The following is a 25,347-nucleotide window of genomic DNA, read 5'->3' on the forward strand; positions in this document are numbered from 1 at the left end:
CTTGGCATTTACGAGATAAGCGATGACGAAGAATAAAATTGCTTTGTTTTGGCTAGTTTTGCGCAACATAGACATCCCGCCGAAATATATCGACGCAAGATTTATCCCGCCAAAACCAGGATACGGAGATACCCTCAATGCCTAACGAATTCTTCCCCCAACGTCCGGCGGCGGCGCCCAAAATCTACGCCTACGAAGATACGCACCCGCAATACGCGGGGTTGCTGAAAATCGGCTACACCACCAAAGACGTGCGCGAGCGGGTGGCAGCGCAATATCCCACCGCCCGCCCCGGCGAGCCGCCCTATCGCATCGTGGTGGAAGAATCGGCCATGCGTAGCGACGGCACGGTCTTTACCGATCACGAGGTGCATCGCTATCTGCGTAGTCGGGGCATCCCGAATCCGCAGGGCGAGTGGTTTCAATGCACCGCCCAGGATGTGCGCGCTGCCATCCTGGCCATTCAGCGGGGAGAACTGAACGAAGAGCAGCGCACCCTCGATTTTCCTATACGGCCGGAACAACAGCGGGCCGTCGAAAGGACAGCCGCCTATTTCCGGCAGTTCAACCCGAAAACCACCGGCAAGCCTTCCCATTTCTTGTGGAACGCCAAGATGCGGTTTGGCAAGACCTTTGCCGCCTATCAGTTAGCCAAGGAAATGGGCTGGAAGAAGGTGCTGGTGCTCACCTTCAAGCCCGCTGTGCAAAGCGCCTGGGAGTCGGACTTGAAAAGCCATGTGGATTTTACCGGCTGGCAGTTCATCTCCAATAGGGATTTGCCGGCAGACGGATTGCCACGCTACAACAAAAGCCGCCCCCTCGTTTGTTTTGGCTCATTTCAAGATTACCTGGGCAAGAATCCCAGCACGGGCGGCATCAAAACCAAGAATGAATGGGTGCATACCACCAACTGGGACTGCGTCATCCTGGATGAATACCACTACGGTGCCTGGCGCGAAAAAGCCAAAGACTTGTTCGAGGGCGAAGAGGAGGAAGAAATCCGCTTTGCCCAAGGCGAGGCAGCGGAATTTCTGAAAGAAGCCGATGAAGAACTGGAAGATTTTCTGCCCATCACCAGCGACCATTATCTCTATCTCTCCGGCACGCCCTTTCGCGCCATCGCCTCGGGCGAGTTCATCGAAGAGCAGATTTTCAACTGGACCTATTCAGACGAACAACAAGCGAAAGAGGGTTGGAATGGCCCAGATAACCCCTATGCTATGCTGCCGCGCATGGTGCTGCTCACCTACCAACTGCCGGATGAAATCCGCGAAATTGCCTTGCAAGGCGAGTTCGATGAGTTCGACCTCAACACCTTCTTTTCCGCCACCGGTCACGGTCCCTTTGCCCGCTTCAAATATGAAGACGAAGTCCAGAAATGGCTGGATTTAATCCGCGGTGCCTTTCTGCCTACCACAGTGGATAACCTGAAACTTGGCAAAGAACGGCGGCCGCCCCTGCCGTTTTCCGACCGGCGGCTGCTCAACGTCCTGACGCATACGTTATGGTTTTTGCCCAGTGTTGCCGCCTGTCATGCGATGAAAAACCTGTTAGAAGAGCGGCAAAACAGGTTCTATCACGACTACAAAGTCATCGTTGCCGCAGGCGCGGAGGCTGGCATCGGCGTGGCTGCCCTGGAACCAGTGCTGCGGGCGATGGGCGACCCCCTTAAGACCAAAACCATTACCCTGACGTGCGGCAAGTTGACCACTGGCGTCACGGTCAGACCCTGGACGGGCATCTTTATGCTGCGCAACTCCTCCAGCCCCGAGACCTACTTTCAGGCGGCCTTCCGCGTGCAATCACCGTGGACGATCAAAAATCCCGATGGGCAACACCCTAACCAGGAGGAGATTCTCAAACAGGAATGCTACATCTTTGACTTCGCCCCCGACCGCGCTCTGCGCCAGATCGCAGAATACGCCAGCCGCCTGAACGTGGACGAAACCGCCAGCCCGGAAGTCAAAGTGGCTGAGTTTATTCGCTTCCTGCCGGTGCTGGCGTACGACGGCAGTTCAATGAAACAGATTGACGCAGCAGGGATTCTGGACATGGCGATGAGCGGCACTACCGCTACCCTACTAGCCCGCCGCTGGGAAAGCGCCCTGCTGGTCAATGTGGACAACGAAACCCTGGCGCGCCTGATGGCAAATGAGAGGGCTATGGCTGCCTTGATGAGCATTGAAGGCTTCCGGAATCTGAATCAGGATATTGAGACCATCATCAACCGTTCCGAGGCGGTCAAAAAGGCAAAACGCGAGGCCAACGACCGGCAACTGACCAGAGAAGAAAAGCGGGAACTGAGCGGAGCCGAGAAGGAATACAAGAGCAAGCGCAAGATGATTCAGGAAAAACTCATCAAGTTTGCCACCCGTATTCCCATTTTCATGTATCTCACCGACTACCGAGAACATACCCTCCGTGATGTAATCACCAAACTCGAACCAGGGCTTTTCAAGCGCGTGACTGGCCTGAATGTCGAAGATTTTGAGCTTCTGGTTAGCCTCAATGTCTTTAACAGTGCCCTGATGAACGATGCGGTGTATAAATTCAAACGCTACGAAGATTCAAGCCTGGTCTATACCGGCGTCAACAGACACGATGAAGAATACATAGGTTTGTACGACACTGTCTTGAGCCGCCAAGAGTATGAGGCGACATTCGTCAATGAACCCTCGGAGAGTTATGAGCAAAAATAGAAAAACCTCGGGCCTAACAACATCATGCAGCGGACGGTGCTGCGCGCCGCCGCTAATGCGGAGCGTTAGGATGCGGTAGGATGCCAATTGGCTGGGCAATGATCGAGGGGGAAGCGGCCACCGGCTAGGCTCTAAAGAGAGCTTGGTTAACCTTAAAGGAGAACACCAAATGCAAAACGACAAACAACACGACATAGACGTACTCAAACAACTCGTGACTTATCAGCGTTATCGGACCGGAGCTCGCATTTCGGCGAGCCGATCGAACATCGATCGATAACCGGGCGGCTTTCCTAAAGTTATGAAACGTTTACTGTTTTCATGCCTGTTTACCAGTCTAATACAAATGCCGGTGATGGCCCAGGAATTACGAGGCTTTGCGGACATTCACAACCATCAGTTCGCGAATCTTGCATTTGGGGGCAACATCAGGAAGTCCAGGGTCAGGTCTTGGTTGTGAATTCAGGCTTGACGAAGAAAAGGTCCGCTCCCCTTTTTTGAAGAACGCTTTCCATGGGTAGTTAGTGGCCTGAGAGACAAAAATTTCTTTTTGGGCTGTTTCCGTTTTCTCTTCTTGACCCGAAACCAGGTTCTTTGTATTCTGAGTACTAATTAGATTAAGCAATGACTTGCAGTGATTTGCAGAATAACACCCCTAGTAGAGAATTATGCTGCATTTTTGCAGTCTAATTATTAGTTAGGCCGCTTCAGGAGCACATCATGCGACCCCTTCGGTATTCCATCAATATCACCTTGGACGGGTGCTGCGATCATCGTGCAGGTTTCACGGACGAAGAATTGCATCGTTACTGGGCCGAGAGCCTCGCGCGGGCCGACGCCCTCCTCTTTGGCCGGGTGACTTACGAAATGATGGAAGCAGCGTGGCGGGCGCCGGCGCGGACAGGAGTGAGGCCTGATTGGATGACACCCTGGATGGAACCCTTCGCCCGGACGATCGACGCGGCGAAGAAGTACGTCGTGTCGAGCACTCTGGAGCGGGTCGATTGGAACGCAGAGCTCGTGCGCGGGGATCTGAGACAGGCTGTTCAGCAGCTCAAGCGGGAGCCGGGCAAGTGACTGTTCACGGGAGGCGTGAAGCTCCCGCTGGCGCTGGCGGAGCTGGGATTGATCGATGAGTACGAGTTCGTCGTGCATCCCAGGCTGGCGGGCCATGGGCCGACGTTGTTCGCGGGGCTATCGAAGCATCTCGACTTGAAGCTCGTGAGTCGGCTGGAGTTTGCCTCGGGAGCGGTGGCGATGCGGTATGAGCCGAGAAGGTGGCCTTCCCTGCAGGACTCGGTCGGGTCGCAATCGTCTGACAATGGCGCGGCCTAACAAAACGCTGAGCTTGGTCGTTAGGCCGCGCGAAGAACTCTGGGGGTCAGGTCTTGGTTGTGAATTCAACTTAAAGAAGAAAAAGGTACTTCCCCTTTTTCCTTGAAGAACGCTTTCCATGGGTAATTAGCGAGTTGGGGAAGCCCAAAATTTCTTTTTAGCTTTTCCCGTTTTCTCTTCTTGACCTGAACTTGGTTTTTTCTATTCCTGCTAATCATGTTACCCTGATCAAATTTATAGGTACCGATTGACCGTTGAATACTATCAAAACATACTAAAGCATATAATAATGCATATTGCTGAAAGGAGATTCCATGAGGACAACACTAAACATAAACGATGAATTGCTTAAAAGGGCGTCGGAATTGACCGGCATTAAGGGGAAATGGTTGTTGGTTAATATGGGCTTGGAAATCTTAATCGCAAGGGAAAGTAGTAAAAAACTGGCCAAATTGGGTGGGGCGGAAAAAGAATTGACCAAGATACCTCTTAGAAGAACGAGGAACTGAGAAAATGGTCCTTTTTGACACCTGCGGTACGGTTAATAGTCGGCCACGATTTTAAGTTGTAATAATCAAGACTTAATTTGCCAAACGCCTTCTGAACAGGTTATATTCTCTCATTAAATTTATACTACTGTTGTCATTCTGAGATGCGAAGCGGCGAAGAATCTAATATTAAGATGCTTAACTTCGTTCAGCATGATAACTGGGGCCTTTGCGGAGTCTATTATGAATGTAATGAACGGCATAGAGTGACATTTAGAAAAGTAAAATCGTTCTATCAGACGCCACTTGCAAGGCGCAGTCTGTTTGATTGAACCCTGACTATTACATTTCAGTCATTATACCGCTTACATAGCTTATCAATCACGATGCATCCGATCATTCAAATTGCCGGGGTAATTGACAAGGAGGAGGCCGCTCTCCTTTGTAAAGCCGGGGTTACGCACATTGGTTTTCCTCTTCGTATTTCTGGCGGCCGTGAAGACCTGTCGGAATCAGAAGCTAAATCGATCATAAGCTCAATAGGCTCAAGCGTAGCAACTGTACTTATTACATATCTCGACGATAGCGATGAGGTCGTTGATTTCTCCGATTATCTCGGCGTGGGAGGGGTTCAACTCCATGGCCCAATATCAGAAACCAATTTAGAAAATATTCGGAATCGGAGACCACATTTGTTCATCATTAAGAGCCTTATAGTCCGGATGAATAATTTGAGTGAACTGGAGAAAGAGGTTTCCCGGTTCCATCATTTTGTTGATGCGTTTATTACCGACACCTACGACCCGAATACTGGCCGAACAGGTGCCACCGGTAAAACCCATGATTGGGCGGTAAGCCGTCGTCTGGTGGAGCTTTCCCCGAAGCCGGTCATCCTGGCCGGAGGACTGACTCCTGAGAACGTCCGGGCTGCAATCACCAAGGTTCGCCCTGCCGGTGTTGACGCACATACCGGAGTAGAGGATCCTGATGGTCGTAAAGACCTGGCACTTGTCACTAAATTCATTTCCGAGGCGCAAAAAGCATTTGGACTTATTGAGTAGGGAGTAGCGGCTTATCAAAAATAAGGGGTTAATTATCAGAGTTCGCCTGATAGTAATCAAAGATTTTCAATTGCTCATAAAGAATAAGTACCCCTCTTTAATTCTCCCCTTGTTAATGGGAGAAACACGTCCTAACACCTTAATTCCTTCCCCCCAATGTGGGGGAAGGTTAGGATGGGGGGAAAAATGAATACACCCCCACCTTAGTCCCCCATCAAGGGGGAGGAAATAAAGGGCTTTAAAAGCTATTTACACAAATAGGATTATGGCCTCGTTTTACCAGGATGGTTTTTTAGTCTCTGATTATTTTTGGAGCTGTAAGGGAACAGTATGAATCATCCAAATGAGCTTGCTTTAGCACTACAACGGGTATTACCAGGTGATTCCCCATTTCTCTGATTGACATGAAATTAGACTTGTTGTAGCATCAGGCAAAAGAGCTATTTGAGGAGGCTCACATGAGTGATGCGGAGAACCGTACTACGGTTGAGGCGCTGATAGCGGCGATAAACGGTAACGACCGCCCGGCGCTCGACAATGTATTTGCCGAAGATGCCGTGATAGAATGGCCGCAGTCCGGCGAGCGGATAAACGGCGGGCAAAACCGGCGTGAAATCTATAACCGCTTTCCCTCTCTACCCAAGGTTACACCCCGGCGTATTACCGGCAGGGGAGACCTCTGGGTGCTCGAAGCGAGCCTTGATTACGGCGACGGAGAGCCGTACCAGTGCGTGTTCATTTTCGAAATGAGAGACGGCAAGATTGCCAGGGAGGTCGGATACTGGTCAAAGCCGTTTCCGGCGCCCGATTGGCGCGCCCCTTGGGTCGAGCGAATGTAGAGATAGGATGGTTAGAAAAGAAAATGTGAAAGTCTATATTTGATCTGACGGACAATGTCAATACAAGTTAAATCGGTATACACCACGAAATAATTTCGATGCTTACCCGTAAATTTGTCAACTTGGTCGTTTGTTCAAACTCGGACTAAACTCTTTGAATAATATGGTTGTCATGCTGAACCCTTCGCCATGCTCGGAGCTTGTCCTGAGTGAAATGAAGGAATAAACTCAGTGAAGCGTCTAATAATATTCAGATTCTTCGCTGCTTTGCGGCTCCAGAATGAATGGGCATTTTTATTTCTCTTTACCAGCGGATAAACCACCGCTCATGCTTGTCGAAGCATCATACTGAGCCTGGTCGAAGTATGAATTTAGAACCTAAGGAGTTCGTCCTTCCCCCGGTTAAACCGGGGGACCAGCTCAGGACGAACGGGATTATTGACAAGCTCACCGCTCAGAACGAGGGGGTGTGTTATTGACTTAGTCATGGCATTCAGAATGACGGGCTGAGAATCACCGCTCTTTATCTACGTAACTTTTGTTGACACTATCGGTAATATCTAATGTTGGTGTCTAATGTTGGTGTTTACATTTTTTTTGACGTGGTAGGTTTGCCCCCTACACAATTATCCTCTTCCTGATCCTCACTACCGCGTAGATAAACGTCAGCATTCCAAAAACTATAAGCCAGAGTACATTTTCAACCATTCCCGGTTTTAGCTCTCCCATTACCAGCCCGCGCACAAGCTCTGTAGAGTGGTATAGAGGTGTAAACCAGGCGACCGTACTTACCCAGTCCGGCAGTGTGGAGAGTGGAAAGAAAATACCGGAAAGAAAAAAGAGCGGGGCGATAAGAAGCGTGAAATAATAACTGAAGAAATCCCAGGATTGAGAAAACGACGTGAAAAGCATGGCCATTGAGGCAAAGGCGAAGCCGGTAAGGAGAATGACAAAGGGGACGAGTATAGCGGTTGGAGAGGGGATGAGTTTGAAAAGGAAAAGTACAATTATCATAGCCAGACTTGAGAAAACCGCTTTGGTCGTAGCAAAGAGAATCTCCCCGGCAACCACTTCGTCGATATCTACCGGGGTTGATATTATGGCATCGTATGTTTTTTGAGCGACCATTCGGGCATACGCTCCGAATGTGCACTCGTAGCTAGCGGCATTCATCGCTGTGTAGGATATTAATCCCGAAGCGATGAACTGCATGTAGCTCATGCCGTTTACATCCGGGATCAACGGTGCAAACCCGTAGCCTAGGGCGATAAGATAAAGAACAGGCTCGCCGATGTTGGCAACTAGGCTAGACTTATAAAACTTGGTCCAGACGATTAGATTCCTGTACCATACCCATCGGCACCGGTAGGTAATGTTAGGAAGAACCTCAGTTATATTCATCTTTTATCCAATCAACCATCATATTCTCGCCCACACCCCCCCCACGCCCATTCTCCCATACGCTCACACACCCATACACCCTCATTCCCTAAGATACTAAAATCTTAAAACGGCTTGTCAACATTAAAATATGACCGATGGTACTGCTGTCTAAAATAACTAGAAACAAGAGGTCCATACTAGTAAAACAAGGCCTTTAGGTAGATAAAAACGTCTTTGTAAAGTCAGGTCATCCCCTTTTATGTTTGCTATGCAAGTGCCATCCTAATCCGATTTGTTGAAATAGCTTTTTAACCCTCCTCACCCTTCGCCTCCGCTCAGGGTGAAGGCATGGCATTGCCGGGAGTTTTAGACCTGCCTTCATGGTGAGCGGAGTCGAACCATGAATCCTTGGTCAAGACTAGGGCAGACTCTACCCACAATGGGGAAGGAGATAATTGCTTTTATACTATTATTGTGAGTCGCCCTCTTTTAGCGACAACCAATCTCTTATTTTGGACAAGCTCAGACCGATGCCTTTCTGGAAATGGCAAGAAATGATAAGGTATAGACCCAAACCAAAACCTGAGGGGTAAAGTTTAATGGAACAAGCACTGATAAAAACACTCTCCGACATAAGCGGCTTCGTATGGGGTTTGCCTCTTATTGTGCTCCTTCTGGGAACGGGGATATACCTGACCATAATCTTAAGGGGCATTCAGTTCCGCGCGCTGATTCCTTCATTATATATTGCATTGATAAAAAGAAAGGAAGAAAGGGAATCGGAAGGGGACATCTCTCATTTCCAGGCTTTGATGACTGCGCTTTCCGCAACGGTGGGAGTCGGGAACATCGCCGGGGTGGCAACGGCAATTGCTACCGGCGGCCCGGGGGCGGTGTTCTGGATGTGGATTACCGGCCTCTTCGGCATGGCCACAAAATATTCGGAGGCAGTACTCGCCGTTAAATATAGAGAGGTTGATAAGTTCGGTACGATGAGCGGCGGGCCCATGTACTACATCTCAAAAGGGCTCGGGTTAAAGTGGCTCGGAGTTCTATTTGCGGTATTTGCTTCCATTGCCGCATTTGGTATCGGAAACATGGTTCAGTCGAACTCCGTTGCCGATGCTATTAATTCAACCTTTGGTGTACCCCATTGGATTTCAGGAGTGGTCATGTGTATTGCCACCGGGCTTGTAATCATCGGTGGAATCAAGAGCATCGCCAAGGCCGCAAGTGTGATCGTTCCTTTCATGATAGTTTTCTATATGTTTGGTGCAACCATATCCATTATTATTCACTGGGATAATGTGTTCGATGCCTTTCGCTTGATTTTCTATCACGCATTTACGCCGACCGCTGCCGCCGGCGGATTCATGGGGGCGGCAATAAAGGAAACGGTGAGGATGGGGGTTGCCAGAGGGATCTTCTCGAATGAATCGGGCCTTGGAAGCTCGCCGATAGCCGCGGCCGCCGCACAGACCAGGAATCCGGTGAGGCAGGCACTGGTCTCTATGACTCAGACATTTATAGATACAATCGTCGTCTGCACGTTTACCGGTGTTGTTATAATAGCAAGCGGTGTGTGGACTAGCGGTCAGACCGGAGCCTCCCTATCCACGCTGGCATTCGAACAGGGAATCCCCAAGCAGATTGGTGACGATATTGTAGCTATAAGCCTAGCCTCTTTTGCCTATTCCACCATTATCGGATGGTGTTACTACGGAGAAAAAGCTATAGAGTACCTTTTCAAAGAGCCGGCGGTAAAACCCTACAGAGTTGTTTTCACTATTATGGTATTGGTTGGAGCAACAGTTGAATTGGACCTGGTGTGGACCTTTGCCGATATTATGAACGGCCTCATGGCCTTTCCGAACCTCATCGGCCTCCTCGGCCTCTCCAGGGTTGTAGTGGAGGAGACGAAGAAGTATTTGGAGATGGAGATAAAGGGGAGGTAGGTTTTTATAAAAATATATTTATCTCAGTCGCTTTCTTAATATTGGTTCCATAAGTTTTAGCATTCTCTTTGCTTGATCTTCGTCTATTTCGTCATTTATATACTTCTCATATACATTGACTACCTCTGGAGGCATAGAACTCTTTTTAATGATGCCGCATGCACCTTTGCGTTCCCACTCCATAAACTTATTAACTAGTTCCTTGACAATTCTAAAGCCTTTCTCTTGATAAGAAATAGCGTAGATTCTTCGGAAACTCCAGTAAAATGGTATATGAAGATATTAGAATCAATGAAGACTGTTTCTCCTGTTTTAATCTGGTTAAGTTTCATAAAAAGACTCTTCCTCTAAAATTGCTTTTACTACATCTGGAGATGCTGGAATTGCTCCTCTGGTCCGCTCAACCGTTTTTCCCCGCTTTCTCTGCAGGTATTGTATCAGTGCTTCTTCAATAACATCGGATAACTTCCTTTTTTCTTTTGCAGCGATTACCTTAAGTGCCGTAATAACTTTTTCATCTAAAGCGGTTCCGACCTTTCGTCTCATTTTCACGTTGCTCCTTTTGATTTATTAAATAAAGCATGGTTGTTTTCAGTAAGAAATCAAGATTTTGGTCTAGATTTCTATTTACTATTCAAAAGCTGCTGGTTCAAGATTAATATGGCTTTCTGCACTTCATATTCAGCGGATACGTATCCGCTCATTCCTTCGTGGAATTTACACTGAGTTTATCGAACGTGCTCAAGACAGGCTCGAAAGATGGAATGTATTTAAACTTAAAAGGTACGTCCTTCGGCAAGCTCGTCAAAAAAACAATGAAAAAAACTACTTGACTTAGTTTACTAAAGTTGATAGAGTGTGAAATATAGTAGACGGAATATTGGTCTCGGCGGATATGTCCGAATTTATATTCAAGATTGCAGAAAATGACAAAGAATTGGAAGAATATTTCCGTATTCGTCATGAGGTTTTTGTGAATGAGCAGAAGATATTCCCGGAAACTGACGTAGATGAGTACGACAAAGAGGCGATACATATAGTGGCGATCGAGAAATCCACGGGAAAGACGGTAGGAGCGGTGAGGTGTTACAGAAAGGAAGGCGATACCTGGATAGGAGGACGGCTAAGCGCCGCTCCTGGATTTCGAAATGGCGTGGTCGGCTCGAATCTGGTGAGATTTGCGGTGAAAACCGTAAAGTCCAGGGATTGTAAGAAGTTCCTGGCCTATGTACAGCCTCAGAACGTGAGATTCTTCGAAAGGCTTGGATGGAAGACCATTGGAGAACCGATTACCTATCATGGCCTTCCTCATCAGTTGATGGAAGCCGATCTGGATTCGGGTTAGGAAGATTTTTGGCCACGAATGAACACGAATTATCACAAATAAAATAACTTAAGATTGTTTGTTTTTTATTCGAGTTCATTTGTGTCAATTCGTGGCTAAAGATAAAGGAGATTAGATGCGAGAGCTAATTTCGGCCTTACGTTCCTCTCCCCGATTAAGCCAGAAAGGCCAACTGAGAAATCTATGGCACTTATTCCCTCAAGTTTGCAAAGTTGACGGCAATGACGTGATTCTCGGCGACGACGCCGCCGCCATAAAAACCCCGGACGGTTATCTCCTTCTTGCCGCAGAAGGCGTTTATCCACCCCTACTAAAATCCAATCCCTACCTTTCCGGGCGTACGTCGGTACTTACTAACGTAAACGACATTTACGCCATGGGGGGGAGACCTCTAGCCATACTGGATGTTCTTTTTGCTTCAGATTCTGACGAAATTAACGAGGCGCTTCGAGGAATAAATGATAACGCATCCCGTTACCGGGTTCCGGTGGTGGGAGGACACCTGACCGAAGAGAAGGATTTCTCCTCGCTATCCGTTTTTATATTGGGCAAGGCTAAAAGCTTAATCTCCGGTTTTTCGGCCAAAGAGGATGACGATTTAATATTTGCTTTTAGTCCTAATGGGAAGTTTTATTCCGGGTTTAACTTCTGGGATTCTTCGAGCAACTTGAGCGGCGAGGAAGCGTTAATGCAGTTGGAACTCCTTCCCCAAATCGCGGAGGAGGGATTAGCCGATGCCGGGAAGGATGTGAGCATGGCCGGGCTTATCGGCTCGGTCCTGATGCTTCTTGAATGTTCGGGAAAGGGTGCGGACATCTACATTGATAAAATCCCCGCCCCTTTAGAAGTGCCTTTAAAGGATTGGTTGCTCACATTTCCCAGTTTCGGATTCATCTTATCGTTGAGACCCCAGAATACCGACAAAGTAGAAGAGAGATTCAAACAATTGGGACTGGCGTTTGAGAGGATAGGAAAAGTGACTACCGATCACCAGGTTTTCCTCCTTAGTGATGCCGGTGAGAGGAATCTTTTCTGGGATTTTGGTAGAGAGCCTTTGATTGGATTTGCCGATAGTCCAACCACTAAGGCACGAAGGTCCAAAGGAGGAATATAAGTAGAGACACAAATTTTGTGTCTCTACATTATCAGGGAGATAAATGGACGAAGAAAAAAATCACGTAGACCGCATCATACTGAAACTGGGAGAAAAGATAAAAACGCTCCGCATGGAAAAAGGCTGGTCCCTGCAAGATTTAGCGGAGAAATCGGGTATCTCCGCAGCGGGGATTCATAAGATTGAATCAAACGGCATAATCCCGACCATAACCACGATGATGAAGATTGCCGATGCGCTGGGAAAGAAGGTCAGCTACTTCATAGAAGAGGAAAGGGAAGACAAGGATGTTGTCTTTGTCCCCGCTAGGAGACGGGAGGCTATTTTCACATTCAAGAAGGGACTAGATTTACAGGGTATTTCCGCCAAGAAATATGGAGATTTCATGATGACTGCCGCTTACTCGGTGGTCGAAGTAGGTGCATCGAGCGGGAGAAAACCGATGAGCCATCGCGGAGAGGAACTGGTTTATTGTCTCCAGGGAAAAATGGAATTCAAGGTGAAAGATAAAACTTATATTTTAACTCCAGGCGACAGCCTGCATTTCCGGACGCATCAGGAGCATAGCTGGAAAAACGTGGGCAATGTTCAAGCAAAGTTATTATGGGTGTTGGCTGTACCGCCGTCGTAACCTGTCTTATTTGATGTGCAGTGTACATCAAATGGAAATAAAAGGTTAGGATGGGGTAAATATAAATTAACCCCCACCTTACTCCCCCGTAAAGGGGGAAGGAGTAAAGGGTATCAAGCCAATGAAATATCTGGGTGAAAGGATAAACGAGGCCAATAAGATTGCGGTAGAGAGGATTCTTTCCGTCGAACCTGTCTTTATAGACGTTGACACCGCAATCAAGGTAATTCCGGGTATGACTCCGAATACCGTGCTTCACGCCGGACCGCCGGTTGAGTGGGAGAGGATGTGCGACCCGATGAAAAGAGCGGTAAGAGGCGCTCTTATATTTGAGGGCTTAGCGTCTGATGACCGGCAGGCTGAGGATTTGATGAGGACAAAAAAGGTAAAGCTTTCTCCTAACCATCACCACGATGCCGTAGGCCCGATGACCGGAATCATCTCTCCGTCCATGCCGGTGATCGTCACAAAAGATTTGACGTTTGGAAAAACGGCTTACTCCACCTTCAACGAGGGTGGAGGTAAGGTTCTGTGGTTTGGCGCCGTGGGGAAGGAGACTATTGACCGCCTCAAGTGGATGCGAGATGTATTCGCCCCAGCGATGAAAAAGACAGTGGCTAAAACGGGAGGCATTCCTATCTGGAATATCCTCGCCCAAGGAATTCAGATGGGGGACGAGTGTCATAATCGCCACGCCGCCTCTACTAATATTTTTCTTAAAAACATTGTCGAACCTCTCATCTCCATAGATTCGCCGACGGAAGTTTTAATTCAGACCTATCGTTTTATCGCCGGAAACAGCCATTTCTTCCTCAATTTAACCATGACCGGGTGCAAGCTGGCCATGGATGCCGCTCGCGATATAAAAGACTCTACGGTCGTAACTGCCATGTCTCGAAATGGCACTGACTTCGGGATAAGGGTAAGCGGCTTGGGAGATACCTGGTTCACGGCTTCGGCCCCATTTCTTTTGGATGCACTTTACAATCCCGGATACGGGCCGGACGACGGCGCCCCGGATATCGGAGATAGCTCGATCATAGAAACCATGGGACTGGGCGGGTTTGCCATCGCCGCTGCGCCGGCCATGGCTTCTTTTGCCGGTGGCGGTTTTCAAGAGGCGGTGGAGATAACGAAACAGATGGACCGGATAACCATTGCCAGAAACCCTAAATTTGCCATACCGGTTTTGGATTTTGAGGGAACCCGTACCGGTATTGATATTCGGAAGGTGGTAGAGACAGGCGTTCTCCCTAGCATAAATAGCGCAGTGGTTCATAAGAGTTCAGGAACGGGACAAATCGGTGCTGGGATTGTTAAGGCTCCTTATGAATGTTTTACCAAGGCAATTATGGCTTTCGGAGAAAAATACAATTTAGCAGCATAGTTTTAATTGGCCACGAATGAACACAAATGCTCACGAATTATTTATCTTCTAAATGATTTTTCATTAGTGTTAATCCGTGTTAATTCGTGGCTAAATCTAAAATGGAATAAGAAATTGGCAATAGTCAGCACGGTCAAGAAAAACTACTACCAGGATTCGATGAAGCTTATGCAGATAAGCCAGAAGCTCGGTGCCATACCCGGTGTAATAAAGGCCTCCGCCATCATGGCGACGGAAGCTAACCTGAGGATGCTTATGGACGCTGGTCTAATCAAGGAACCCCCGAACTCGGCTAACGCAAACGATATGATTGTGGCGATTGAGGCCGATTCCGAAAGCAGTGCGAAAGAGGCGATGGAGAAGCTGGATTCCCTTCTCGCTCCGGCTATGGCCGGCATCGCCGCAAAAAGAGAATACAAAAACTTTGACTCCGCTTTGAGCGCCCTGCCCCAGGCAAATCTGGCGATCATCTCCCTTCCCGGTCAATACGCAAAGCTGGAAGTGACAAAAGCAATCGAAAGAGGGCTTCATACCTTCCTCTTCAGCGATAACCTGACTGTGGAAGAGGAAATCGAACTAAAGGAAAGAGCCAGGAAGCGCGGCCTCATGGTGATGGGACCGGGGTGTGGCACGGCAATAATAAACGGAGCCGGGCTTGGGTTTGCCAATGTGGTGAGGAGAGGCCCGGTGGGAGTAATTGCAGCCGCGGGAACCGGTATGCAGGAAGTTACGAGCCTGGTGCATAACTGGGGCTCGGGCATCTCTCACGCAATCGGCTTGGGCGGAAGAGATCTATCGGAGAAGGTCGGCGGAATCATGGCAATAGAAGCTATAAAGATGCTCCAGAGTGATGAAAGCACCGAGGTTCTTCTTCTTGTGTCCAAGCCGCCGTCCGAGAGGATAGCTAAAAAGGTGCTGGATGTAGTTGGGCAAGGCGAGAAACGCGCAGTAGTTTGTTTTATTGGAGAAAAAACTAAAAGAGAGGCAGGTTCAAAAATTCTTTATGCTTCCACCCTTGAACAGGCGGCACTGGAAGCGTCGAAATTAGTGAAAGGAAACGGAAAGGGGCTTGAAATTGCTAAAGATGGAAGTTTTAAGAAGACGGCAGAAAAGCTGATGAAATCTTTAGATGCAAAACAACGCTATCTTCGCGGCCTGTTCTCCGGTGGCACTTTGTGCTATGAAGCTCAACAGGTTCTTACTCCCATACTGGGAAGGATTTACTCGAATGCCCCTCTCCATAAGGAAAACAAGCTTGAGGATTCCAATCGTAGTAAGAAACACACCTGCGTTGATTTGGGAGAAGAGGAATTTACCCAAGGGCGTCCCCATCCGATGATAGATGCTACACAGAGAAATGAGCGAATATTAAAAGAAGCATCTGACCCAAACACTGCGGTAATACTTTTGGACGTGGTGCTGGGATACGTGGCCAGCTCCGACCCGGCAGGTGACCTTCTCCCGGCTATTAAAGAGGCTAAAAAGATAGCAAGGAACAAAGGACGCTCGATAGCGTTTGTAGCCCATGTCTGCGGAACCGAAGAAGACCCACAGAATTTGAAGTCACAGGAGGAAAAACTGAAAAGTGCTGGAGTGTTGGTCTTGCCGACTAATGCTCTTGCCTCCAGGTTTGCCGGTTGGATTGTAACCAGGGGAAAGAAGGGGTTAGAGGTTTAAAAGTAGGGGCGACCCGGCCGGTCGCCCCTACAAAAGGGAGAAAATAGATGAAGGTGGCGGTAGTGGCGTTTGGCGGAAATGCTCTCATGGATTTTAGCGGCAAGAGTAGCTATGCCGAGCAGATGATGAAAGCCGACAAGATGTGCAGGGAAATCCTCAGCCTATTCAATCGGGGTTATACGGTCGTTATCACACACGGAAACGGCCCGCAAGTCGGAAATTTGCTCATGCAGCAGGAGTCCCTGGCTGACAATATTCCACCGATGCCTCTGGATGTTTGTGATGCTATGACCCAGGGGCAAATAGGCTATATGATCGAGCAGAGCCTGAGGAACATGTTCACCAAGAACGGAATAAAAAAATCGGTTGTCTCTCTGGTGACTCAGGTAGTGGTATCGGAGGATGATCCCGCTTTTAAAAATCCTACCAAGTTTATCGGACCTTTTTTTAATAAGGATGAGATAGAAGAACTGGAGAGGGGAAGAGGGTGGCAGGTAAGGGAGGACTCCGGAAGGGGCTGGAGACGGGTTGTGCCCTCCCCAAAACCGGTGGATATAGTGGAGAAAGACGAAATCAGGGAGATGATAATGAAAAATTTTGTGGTGATATCATGCGGCGGCGGCGGAATCCCGGTACTTCGGGATAAGAAGGGTGTGTTGAAAGGGGTATCCGCTGTGATCGATAAGGATTTTGCTGCGGAGAGGCTGGCCAGCTTAATTGATGCCGAGATACTCCTTTTGATCACATCGGTCAGCCAAGTTTCTATTTTTTACGGAACACCTAAACAAAAGACACTAGGTAGAATCACGCTCGATGAAGCCAAGCGATATTGGGAGGAAGGACATTTCCCTCCGGGCAGCATGGGGCCTAAAATAGAGGCGGCTATAAGGTTTCTCGATTCAGGCGGGAAGAAAACAATCATAACTTCGCTTGAGGGTATCGAAGCGGCAATAAAAGGAGAGGGAGGAACGGAGATTGTGGCGTGATGAAAACATATGGACGGGGGAGGGTATGGGCGTATGGGAGTGTGGGCGATGAACGGATAAAATGAAAAAATGTCTATTTTTAAAACAATGTGCCTAGAAATTGGGCAGGTGTTGAATGAAGCTTCAGGGAAGAGGGTTGTTAAAGTGAAACCGAGGTTTGGATTTTTCAGGCGCACGGCAAGAATTCTCGGCCTTTGGTGCACTAGTCTTTATACCGATGGGCGGGGTTTTCTAAACCTGTGTAAGAAGTCAGGTTGATTTAACACGGTATCGGCAAAGTGGTATGTAGTTTGCCGATACACATTTTAAGAAAGGGAGGTGATTAAAAGGAGAGAAATGGCAAGTACATGATTGCCCTTTCGTTGCTTTTATACTAAGATAAGAGCGACAGGGGTTACAGCAGTAAAATACGGCAGTTGGGAGGTGATACCAGTGAAAGTAAACAGAAAAGTGTTTGATGCTCATTCCCATGTTGGCGAACTGGCCGCATACAAGTTCTATGACCTTAAGGAACCAGTAAAACCTACTGTAATCGAATACCCAACTTCGAAAGAATACGTAAAACACATGGATGAATACGGGATAGACCGGGCAATGGTTATCTCCAATTACGGCGTGCCCGATTCCGCGCAACCTTTTACTCTCAATCCTCTGGTGATTGACAGTGTTCATAAGGCGGATCGTCTTGTCGGCGCCATATGGGTTTCCGGTATGGCCAAGGACAAGGAGCGAACCGAGGAGGCTTTAAAGCATGTGAAAGAAAAGGGCATTGTGGCTTTAAAAGCCACCTGCCTTCTCGGCGGGACCTACAAACCGAGCGAATGGGATGAGACGGTTAGGGGAATATGGGAAGGCATCGTCAAAGCCGCTGAGGAGAATAACCTTGTCCTGCATATTCATACCAGTCCCGGCGGGGGCTCGGATGTGGGAAATGCCTTTGAGTTTGTGAAGGAATATGGAAAGCGAATCAAGGTCCATATAGTTCACATGGGTGGCGGGGTAAGCGGCCACATAAGGCTCGTCCCAAAATTCATAGAGCTTGTCCAGGATGGCTATCAGGTTTACACGGATACCACTTGGGCTATCGGCTTCGGCTCGCGCTGGTTGCTATATGAGGTAGAACGCACCGGTATTGGCACGGATAATGTGCTTTTTGCTTCCGACACCCCCTGGGGGGATTTCCCCTCGGAGTACTGGAAGGTCGAGGGAGCGAAGATTTCGGAAGAATTAAAAAACAAGATCTTCTGGGAAAACGCCCAGAAGCTTTATTCTAGGTAAGAGGTTTTTGTTTAGCCAGTAGCCAGGAATTGACACAGATGAGCACGAATGAAAAAAGCTTGTGCAAAAAACTCATGAAGATAATGTTTTCTATTCGTGTAAATTCGTGTTCATTAGTGGCAAAATTTTGAGAAAACAAAAAAGGAGGTAATGCAAAATGGCTGTAGAGCGAGTAAAAGGAGAGAAACCCCAAAAGGGAAAGGCGATTGTTAATTATGAGGAGAAGGTATTCCCGGATTACAAAGCAAACCCGGGAGAGAAGGCATTATTTCTCGTCCATACGGTTCCGTATGAGGGATCGGTAGCCGGCATCAATATGCTTACGGCTATAAGGTGTAAGAGAAAAGGTTACGATGTGAGCGTCGTTTTCTACGGCCCGGCATCCGCTATCCCGGTTTACCGGGGCTGGCCCAACATCGGAGACGACGGTTATGGTGCGGGTATTCAGCTCTATCCCAATCTGGTTCAAAGGATGATCAGTGAGGGAATAAAGGTTTATGCCTGCCGTTTCTCTGCCGCCTGTCTTATCGGCGTGAGGGAAGAGGATATGCTCGAGGGTGTTAGACCAATACATCCGACCGACATCCTGGACATAACCATCGAACATGCCAGAGCGGGCGCGATGATTTTCAGCACCTGGACTGTTTAGTTATACTGATTGTGGATATAAAGGCTTTTTCTGGCCACAGAGGACACAGAGAAAAGTAAGAACTTTACTATTCTCTTCATCCTCTGTGCACTCTGTGGCTGATAATGTATCTCACGATCTGCAATCGTCAATCTGCAACTGAAGGAGGGGACTATGGATTCGAAGACCCTGAAAGTGGAGCTACAGAGTTATGGTCTTAAGATTCCGGATACCAGGGACATAAGGAGAGGGGGAGCGGGACCAACCGGAGGGATTCATCTAAAAATCCTTCCTGACTGTGAGGCCAATATCCCGGTAGTAGGCGATTTTCTTGATACTTCTCCATATCACCTCGACCAGATAAACGGTGAATATTGGATATTCCGGGACGAGGTCGCCCTGGCCCAGGTTGAACTGATGGGTGCGGCCAGGTTCTACCAGCACAAAACATCGAGTGGAATACCGATGCAGCGTATGGGACTCCTTCATTGCCCAACCACTTTTGCGACGACGCTCCTTCAGACCTGCGATTTCTGGCAAGACTGGAGGAGATGCCAGTTTTGCGGAATCGAGCTTACACTCCAGGATAGAAGCACGGTCGGGTTTAAGAATGCTAAGAGTCTGGTCGAGACTATATTGCTAGCCAAGGAGCTGGACGGAATCTCCAATATAGTCTTTACCTCGGGAGTGGCTAAAGATGAAGAGAAGGCTCTGGCCAAATATGCGGAAATATGCTCGGAGGTGAAGAGGGCAACCGGGCTTCCCATTCAGCTTCAAATAATTCCGCCGGAAGACCTGTCCTGGCTAAGGCGTTTGAAGGATTCAGGTGTGGACGCTTTGGGAGTCCACATAGAAACATTTGACCCCGATGTCTTCGAGAAGGTAACGCCGGGGAAGGCGAAGATCGGGTTCAACCGTTATGTGGAAACATGGAAGGAGGCGGTTAGCGTCTTTGGCCGATGGCAGGTGAGCACTTATATTCTAGTCGGATTGGGAGAGAGACTGGAGACAGTTACACAGGGTGTCGCTCTGTGCGCTGAAATTGGGGTCTATCCGTTCATAGTTCCGTTTCGTCCGATTGCCGGCACGCCGATGGAGAATGTAAAGCCTCCCAAGCCGGAGGTGATGGAGTATGTTTACACCGAAGCAGCGAAGATACTTTCTAAATACGATGGACGCTCGAAGAGCAGCAAGGCCGGATGTGTAAGCTGCGGTGAATGCTCGGCGCTTCCCGATTTCGAAAAGGCTTTGAACCCGGGCAACGTGAGGTTTAAGAAATTCGCAAGGACTATAAATGTGAGTTGAATTATTTGAATATAGGTTAATTTGCTTCTTTCCGTATATTATCGGAAGGCGTGTGAATTATAGGAAAGAAAAGGTGCTATGTAGGATTAATAACCCATTCATCCTGAGCCTGTCGAAGGATGGAAAGTATTCTCTCTAGCTTATGAAGGCGCCCTTCGACGAGCTCAGGACGAGCGGAGATATATATATCCGCAATATCCACTTTACTAAATGAGTTTACTCTTGGGTGGGAGGGAGTATAAAAGTAATTTCTAATGTGAGTGAGGAGAAATGAACATGGCACAAAACAATCTTCGCATAATCGTAATAGGTGGCGGGGCTGGCGGAATTTCTGCCGCCTCGACGGCAAAGAACGTCAACCCGGACGCCTCCGTTACTCTATTTACCGAATATGAGGACGTAGCTTACAGCCCTTGCGGCATTCCTTTCGTTCACGGTAGGGAGATTCCCAGCTTTGAGAGCCTCTTTCTTCAAACCTCGGAGCATTACGCTCAGATAGGAATCGATTTGAGGCTGCAAACCACGGTTACCGGGATCGACATTAATAAACGCACGGTAAGCGTCGGCTCTCAAGAGTTCCCATGGGACCGGCTGGTGATAGCCACCGGGTTTGAATATGAGAAACCGGAAATCCCTGGTGTTGATTTAGAGGGGATTCATTATGTTAAAAACATCCGTCGAGCGATGGAGTTTGATAAGATTCTCGACCAGATTAAGAAGGTAGTTGTGGTAGCGGCTACGCCATTGGGGATCGAAATGGCCGGAAATCTGGCCCATAGAGGGCTTGAAACCCATCTTGTGGACGAAGGCCCCTGGCTTATGTCTAAGGTCGCCGACCCGGACATCATGGAGCCGGTGCAGAAATCTTTAGAAGAGCTTGGGGTGAAGATCCATTTCGGGACCAAGGTTCTTGAATTCAGGGGTTCAGACGGAAGGGTAAAATCCGTTGTTACCACTGATGGTGATATAGATTGCGATGTGGTTGTGGTTGCCACGAATAAAAAGCCGAATAACCGGCTTTCACGGGAGGCGGGGTTGAAGATCGGCTCGACCGGTGGGGTGGTGGTGGATGACCACATGCGGACGTCGGTGAAGGATGTTTACGCCGTCGGAGACTGTGCTGAGGTTATCCACGGTGTTACCGACCTTCCTATTCAGGGTCTTTCCGGAAGTCACGCTTATTCACAGGGAAGGGTGGCCGGAGCGAATGCGGCTGGAGAGGAGCGTGCCTACGACCCGGTTTACGTGCCCTGGGGAATGGTTGGTGGAAAGGTGCAGATGGGTGGGGTCTCTATGGGGGAGACGTTGCATAAGGCTCTGGGTATACCTCATTTTGTCGCAGTAGCCGTAGGAATTTCAAGAGCTAGATACTACCCGGGTGTGAGCAGGATACGGGTGAAGCTGATTGCCGACCCTAAAACACTTCGGGTGATGGGCGCTCAGATGTCCGGTGGAGAGGGGATCAAAGAAAGGGCTGACTTTCTGGCATTTACCATAAAGCGTGGGGCTACGCTACACGACTACGCCTGGATGGAGAATGTGTATTCCCCTCCGATTGGAGCGCTGATGGAGCCTATTGCCCTGGCCGCCCAGGCCGGGCTGGCGGAGTTGAAGAAGGGAAACAAGTAAAGGTTTAACCACGAATTTAGAGAGATTAACTCGACTGAAAACAAACAAGATACAAGATGCAGATTCAGAGTTATGTAAAAAATTCTCATGAATTATTCATCATCATTAATGCATCATTTTATTAGTGTGAATTCGTGCTCATTTGTGGCTAAATTATTACCAAGGAACTAAAATGATAGAACAAAAATCATTCGGTGAATGGCTTAGAAAAAATGCTGAAAAATACTTGCTCGAGGCCGCCACCGACGAGATGGCGGCCCGTTACCCCGAATTCTGCGCGAAGCCTTATCGTGAAAGCGGCCTGGGTCCCTTTTTCTGGAGAAACATCTTTGTCCCGATTTATTCTAAGATTCCCTGGGGTATCCGCCGGAGGTTAATTCTCCTTAGCTCGTACCCTTCGGGCCAGCGCCCGCATTGGAAAAGATGGGGCTGATTCGTTTTGAAACTATTTCTAACCACAACCGCACGACGACACCAAGAAATGTTTCCAGAGTTTTACTTTGTGCCGTTGTGTGGTAGTGGTTATTAACGTGGATGATTTGATAATAGAAGCTGAATTCGTCGGCCATAGAGCGGCAAAAGCACTGCGCGGTTCTAGAAAGACAGCCAGGGTGCATAGCGTCTTTGACCGGGGATTCTATATCCAAATCGGCAGAAATCTGATTAGCGTGATCAAAAATGAAGACTTTATCAGTCCTACCTCGATAGTCATCGGTGATCCCTATGAGAGAGGGTTCAGGTCAATAGGTATAGAAGAAGGAATGAAAATCGAGATTAATGGGGATAGTCTGGTTTTTGAGGACAAAGCGCTCACCATCAGATTCGGGAAATCTGCCAATTCGTTTTCCCCACCGGTTCCCAAGCGGAGTGCCCTTTTGGACTTAATCAAGATCAGTCTCAATCTTAGAATCTTGAGAGACGTGATATACACCTGTCCAAGCCGGGAAGGGCTTGTTCCTCTCTTGGAGAATGTGGAGTTATATGGACCAGCACAAGTTTTTCTTAGACCTCAAATGCCAATCCTTTCGGAAAAAGCGAGGCCCAATATCGAGACGCTCATGTGGGGACTATTTAGCGGTGATCACAATATGATATTAGCCAGAGCCTCGGAAATACTTGGGCTTGGACCAGGGCTCACTCCTTCTGGTGACGATTTTCTTGCCGGATTAATACTCAGTTTGGTAATAGGGGGAAAGGCACTTCGGAAAAATGGCACAAAAGAGTTGATTTTCTACCAGAAGCTGTCTAGAGACATCTGTAAATTGGCCAAGGAAAAGACTACGATTTACAGCCAAATCTTTCTAAATCAAGCACGAAGGGGTGAAGGCCCCAAAGCTGTGGTTGAGTTGATTCATGCTCTTCTGACAAAAGACCCGAACCAGGTCGCCTCCTCCGCCAAGACGGTCATAGGCATGGGGGAAACATCCGGGGCCGATATTGCCATCGGCATCTACTACGGCATCCGCTTTTTGATCTCGAGGCTGGAGAGGCTAGAAGACATGTTGGAACTTGAATAAATCGTTGATAATTAAGACATAGAAGGAATTACTGTTCATGATTCGACTAGCTCACCATGAATGGCTTAGTTCTAATGCCGTTCACCCTGGAGCCTATCGAAGGGTGTGTTTTTTGCGTAGTTTTAATCAAAATCAAATTAACGACATCTTCCATGAAATCTCTTAAAATCGCCCTACTCACCTACTCAACCAAGCCACGAGGCGGAGTGGTGCATACTTTATCTTTAGCAGAGGAATTAGCCCATCTTGGACACCGGGTTCATATATATGCCCTTAGCGGTGGAGAGGGTTTTTTCAGGCCGGTAGGCGTTCCTTATACCCTAATTCCCTGCGAGAACTTGCCCGATGAGGGTATGGATGAAAAGGTGAAGAGATACATCAATACCTACTCCACATACCTGGCTTATACAAATCTAGATTGCGACATCTACCATGCTGAGGATTGCATTTCTGCAAATGCGCTTCTGGTGTTGCGTAATCTTGGTTTGATTAAATCCTTCATAAGAACCGTTCACCACGTAGATGATTTCACGTCACCATCGCTGATCGAGTGTCAATTGAGAAGCATCATCGAGCCTGACCACATAATCGTTGTCAGTAAATTCTGGGAAAATGAGCTTCGCTCTCGATTTTCCCTGAACCCCACCGTCATTAACAACGGCGTAGATGTGGAGAGGTTTAAAATTACCGGCGTCGAGGGATTCAAGGATAAAGCTAAAGAAGACTTCTTGGTAAGCGGGTGTAGGGTGATTCTCAGCGTAGGCGGAATCGAGCCGCGAAAGAACACGCTAACCACACTACGGGCATTTGGAATTGCCAAATCATATTTTAAAGAAAAGGGTGAGCGTTTAGTCTGGCTAATCGGAGGCGGAGAAACGCTGTTCGATTACCGGGTGTATCGTGATGAATTCTTTTCTGAGGTGAAAAGGTCTGGATGTAGGTTAGATGAAGACATAATACTTCTTGGCAATGTTCCCGATGATTCGATGACTAAACTCTATGGAGCGGCGGATGTTTTGGTCTTTCCCTCGGTGAAAGAAGGCTGGGGGCTCGTCGTCTTTGAAGCCATGGCCTCCGGGCTTCCAGTGATTGCCTCTATTATCGAACCTCTCACCGAGTATCTAGGAGACGAAGAAAATTCTTTACTGGTTTCACCGATGGACTATGAAGCATTGGCTCACGGGATCATCAGGGCCATGGAGAATCCGGAGCTCCGGGACAGACTGATAAAAAACGGAAGAAAAACAGCCGAGTCTTATAGCTGGAGGACTACGGCGTTAAAGCATGAGGAGTTTTATGAAGGGATCTTAGAAAGTGTTGATATAAAATAACAAAAAATGGGTTCGAGCTGCACGCTATGGCGCAAACATCTCTGCAAGCACTTCAAGGATCTTATCTTGAGTTGAATTATCAATCTTCCCGATTCTTTTGACAAGCCTTGTTTTATCAACCGTCCTTATTTTATCGAGCACGATTAGCCCTTGCTTACCTTTGAAAGTACAAGGTACACGCGTAGGATATATTTTCCCTTTGGTTGTCATCGGAGCAATGATTATAGTGTTTATAAACCGGTTCATTTCATCGGGAGAAATAATGAGACAGGGTCTTGTTTTTTTAATCTCACTGCCTACGGTAGGATCAAGGTTGACTAGATAGACTTCAAATCGCTTTACCGCCATTCCCATTCATCCGTGTCCCATTCGGTACGACCGGTCAGGTCCTCGTCGAGCAGTTTATCGTCGCCATGCGTGGCCATCGAGCGAAATGCTTCCGCCCAATTCTGTCTAGGTTGTTTAGGGGATGAAAGAACAATCCGGTTTTTTTCTACTTGGAGCTCAACCTCGTCCTTGAGACCGGTTTGATCCAGGATGGCTTTGGGGATGCGGATCCCTTGTGAATTACCGATTTTAATGATGCTGATTTTCATCAGGTTTAACCTCTAAGTGTAAGTAGCTATATTGTAATTACAAAATAAATTGTGTCAAGCTTTGGAACTGCTTGTGTGGTTAAAAATGGGGCGACTTTTCATGGCTTACGAACCCTTATTCGATCAATCTTAGGGTTAGGTAAAAACCGAACATCTCGGCACG

General features: G+C 48.0%; 22 protein-coding genes and 1 pseudogene. 19 read left to right on the forward strand and 4 right to left on the reverse strand.

From position 1 onward, the window contains the following. The first annotated feature begins 137 nt into the window (after window positions 1–137). The 5 genes and pseudogenes from VNN20_12970 to VNN20_12990 all read left to right on the forward strand — a co-directional run bounded on the left by VNN20_12970 (window position 138) and on the right by VNN20_12990 (window position 6,422). Window positions 138–2,699 carry a GIY-YIG nuclease family protein gene (locus VNN20_12970; GenBank protein ID HWP93098.1) on the forward strand — a complete coding sequence of 854 codons (2,562 nt, stop codon included), beginning with the start codon at window positions 138–140 and terminating at the stop codon, window positions 2,697–2,699. Between the two features lie 720 nt (window positions 2,700–3,419). Then, window positions 3,420–4,034 (forward strand): annotated as a pseudogene (locus tag VNN20_12975) (dihydrofolate reductase family protein). A gap of 314 nt (window positions 4,035–4,348) precedes the next feature. Then, window positions 4,349–4,543, forward strand: a complete 195-nt coding sequence (locus VNN20_12980) for a type II toxin-antitoxin system VapB family antitoxin (protein ID HWP93099.1) — start codon at window positions 4,349–4,351, stop codon at window positions 4,541–4,543. A 365-nt stretch (window positions 4,544–4,908) separates the two neighbouring features. Beyond that, the gene (locus VNN20_12985) at window positions 4,909–5,583 is read left to right on the forward strand and encodes a phosphoribosylanthranilate isomerase (protein ID HWP93100.1); all 675 of its coding nucleotides are present in this window, start codon (window positions 4,909–4,911) and stop codon (window positions 5,581–5,583) included. 458 nt (window positions 5,584–6,041) lie between these two features. Beyond that, window positions 6,042–6,422, forward strand: coding sequence for a nuclear transport factor 2 family protein (locus tag VNN20_12990; protein ID HWP93101.1), 381 nt, complete (start codon window positions 6,042–6,044; stop codon window positions 6,420–6,422). Window positions 6,423–7,040: 618 nt separating this feature from the next. Here the strand turns inward: VNN20_12990 and VNN20_12995 are convergent. Further along, a complete protein-coding gene (locus tag VNN20_12995; GenBank protein HWP93102.1) occupies window positions 7,041–7,823 on the reverse strand; it encodes an ABC transporter permease in 783 nt (260 codons plus the stop codon). Between the two features lie 581 nt (window positions 7,824–8,404). Here VNN20_12995 and VNN20_13000 point away from each other — a divergent pair. Next, complete coding sequence (locus tag VNN20_13000) at window positions 8,405–9,760, forward strand: sodium:alanine symporter family protein (GenBank protein HWP93103.1); 1,356 nt, start codon at window positions 8,405–8,407, stop codon at window positions 9,758–9,760. A gap of 321 nt (window positions 9,761–10,081) precedes the next feature. Here the strand turns inward: VNN20_13000 and VNN20_13005 are convergent, their stop codons facing one another. After that, on the reverse strand, window positions 10,082–10,306 hold the full coding sequence (locus VNN20_13005) for a hypothetical protein (GenBank protein HWP93104.1): 225 nt from the start codon (window positions 10,304–10,306) through the stop codon (window positions 10,082–10,084). A gap of 349 nt (window positions 10,307–10,655) precedes the next feature. Between VNN20_13005 and VNN20_13010 the strand changes: the two genes are divergently transcribed. The 13 genes from VNN20_13010 (at window position 10,656) to VNN20_13070 (ending at window position 24,588) form a co-directional block, all read left to right on the forward strand. Then, a complete protein-coding gene (locus VNN20_13010; protein HWP93105.1) occupies window positions 10,656–11,105 on the forward strand; it encodes an MSMEG_0567/Sll0786 family nitrogen starvation N-acetyltransferase in 450 nt (149 codons plus the stop codon). 115 nt (window positions 11,106–11,220) lie between these two features. Continuing rightward, window positions 11,221–12,219: a sll0787 family AIR synthase-like protein gene (locus tag VNN20_13015; protein HWP93106.1), complete on the forward strand. Its 999-nt coding sequence runs from the start codon at window positions 11,221–11,223 to the stop codon at window positions 12,217–12,219. Window positions 12,220–12,262: 43 nt separating this feature from the next. Further along, window positions 12,263–12,850, forward strand: a complete 588-nt coding sequence (locus VNN20_13020) for an XRE family transcriptional regulator (protein HWP93107.1) — start codon at window positions 12,263–12,265, stop codon at window positions 12,848–12,850. Between the two features lie 121 nt (window positions 12,851–12,971). Beyond that, on the forward strand, window positions 12,972–14,237 hold the full coding sequence (locus VNN20_13025) for a DUF1116 domain-containing protein (protein HWP93108.1): 1,266 nt from the start codon (window positions 12,972–12,974) through the stop codon (window positions 14,235–14,237). A gap of 114 nt (window positions 14,238–14,351) precedes the next feature. After that, complete coding sequence (fdrA, locus tag VNN20_13030) at window positions 14,352–15,914, forward strand: acyl-CoA synthetase FdrA (GenBank protein ID HWP93109.1); 1,563 nt, start codon at window positions 14,352–14,354, stop codon at window positions 15,912–15,914. Window positions 15,915–15,961: 47 nt separating this feature from the next. Then, complete coding sequence (gene arcC, locus VNN20_13035) at window positions 15,962–16,900, forward strand: carbamate kinase (protein HWP93110.1); 939 nt, start codon at window positions 15,962–15,964, stop codon at window positions 16,898–16,900. Between the two features lie 432 nt (window positions 16,901–17,332). Beyond that, complete coding sequence (locus VNN20_13040) at window positions 17,333–18,178, forward strand: amidohydrolase family protein (GenBank protein HWP93111.1); 846 nt, start codon at window positions 17,333–17,335, stop codon at window positions 18,176–18,178. A 157-nt stretch (window positions 18,179–18,335) separates the two neighbouring features. Then, window positions 18,336–18,827 (forward strand): MSMEG_0572/Sll0783 family nitrogen starvation response protein, encoded by a 492-nt coding sequence (locus VNN20_13045; protein HWP93112.1) that lies wholly within the window; start codon window positions 18,336–18,338, stop codon window positions 18,825–18,827. Between the two features lie 153 nt (window positions 18,828–18,980). Continuing rightward, window positions 18,981–20,111, forward strand: coding sequence for an MSMEG_0568 family radical SAM protein (locus tag VNN20_13050; protein HWP93113.1), 1,131 nt, complete (start codon window positions 18,981–18,983; stop codon window positions 20,109–20,111). Between the two features lie 276 nt (window positions 20,112–20,387). After that, window positions 20,388–21,740 (forward strand): FAD-dependent oxidoreductase, encoded by a 1,353-nt coding sequence (locus VNN20_13055; protein HWP93114.1) that lies wholly within the window; start codon window positions 20,388–20,390, stop codon window positions 21,738–21,740. 172 nt (window positions 21,741–21,912) lie between these two features. Beyond that, entirely contained in the window at window positions 21,913–22,173 is a 261-nt protein-coding gene (locus VNN20_13060; protein ID HWP93115.1) for a hypothetical protein, read from the forward strand. 79 nt (window positions 22,174–22,252) lie between these two features. Further along, complete coding sequence (locus tag VNN20_13065; GenBank protein ID HWP93116.1) at window positions 22,253–23,257, forward strand: DUF2877 domain-containing protein; 1,005 nt, start codon at window positions 22,253–22,255, stop codon at window positions 23,255–23,257. A 152-nt stretch (window positions 23,258–23,409) separates the two neighbouring features. After that, the gene (locus VNN20_13070) at window positions 23,410–24,588 is read left to right on the forward strand and encodes an MSMEG_0565 family glycosyltransferase (GenBank protein HWP93117.1); all 1,179 of its coding nucleotides are present in this window, start codon (window positions 23,410–23,412) and stop codon (window positions 24,586–24,588) included. 24 nt (window positions 24,589–24,612) lie between these two features. On the opposite strand, the gene VNN20_13075 is transcribed toward VNN20_13070, so the two are convergent. Together VNN20_13075 and VNN20_13080 are read right to left on the reverse strand one after the other, a co-directional pair. Next, a complete protein-coding gene (locus VNN20_13075) occupies window positions 24,613–24,942 on the reverse strand; it encodes a type II toxin-antitoxin system PemK/MazF family toxin (protein HWP93118.1) in 330 nt (109 codons plus the stop codon). Continuing rightward, window positions 24,927–25,184, reverse strand: a complete 258-nt coding sequence (locus tag VNN20_13080) for an AbrB/MazE/SpoVT family DNA-binding domain-containing protein (GenBank protein HWP93119.1) — start codon at window positions 25,182–25,184, stop codon at window positions 24,927–24,929. Before VNN20_13080 ends, VNN20_13075 begins: the two co-directional genes overlap by 16 nt. Between the last annotated feature and the right edge of the window lie 163 nt (window positions 25,185–25,347).

It is taken from the genome of Thermodesulfobacteriota bacterium (genome assembly GCA_035559815.1).
Taxonomy (GTDB): Bacteria; Desulfobacterota_D; UBA1144; order Nemesobacterales; family CSP1-2; genus DATMAT01.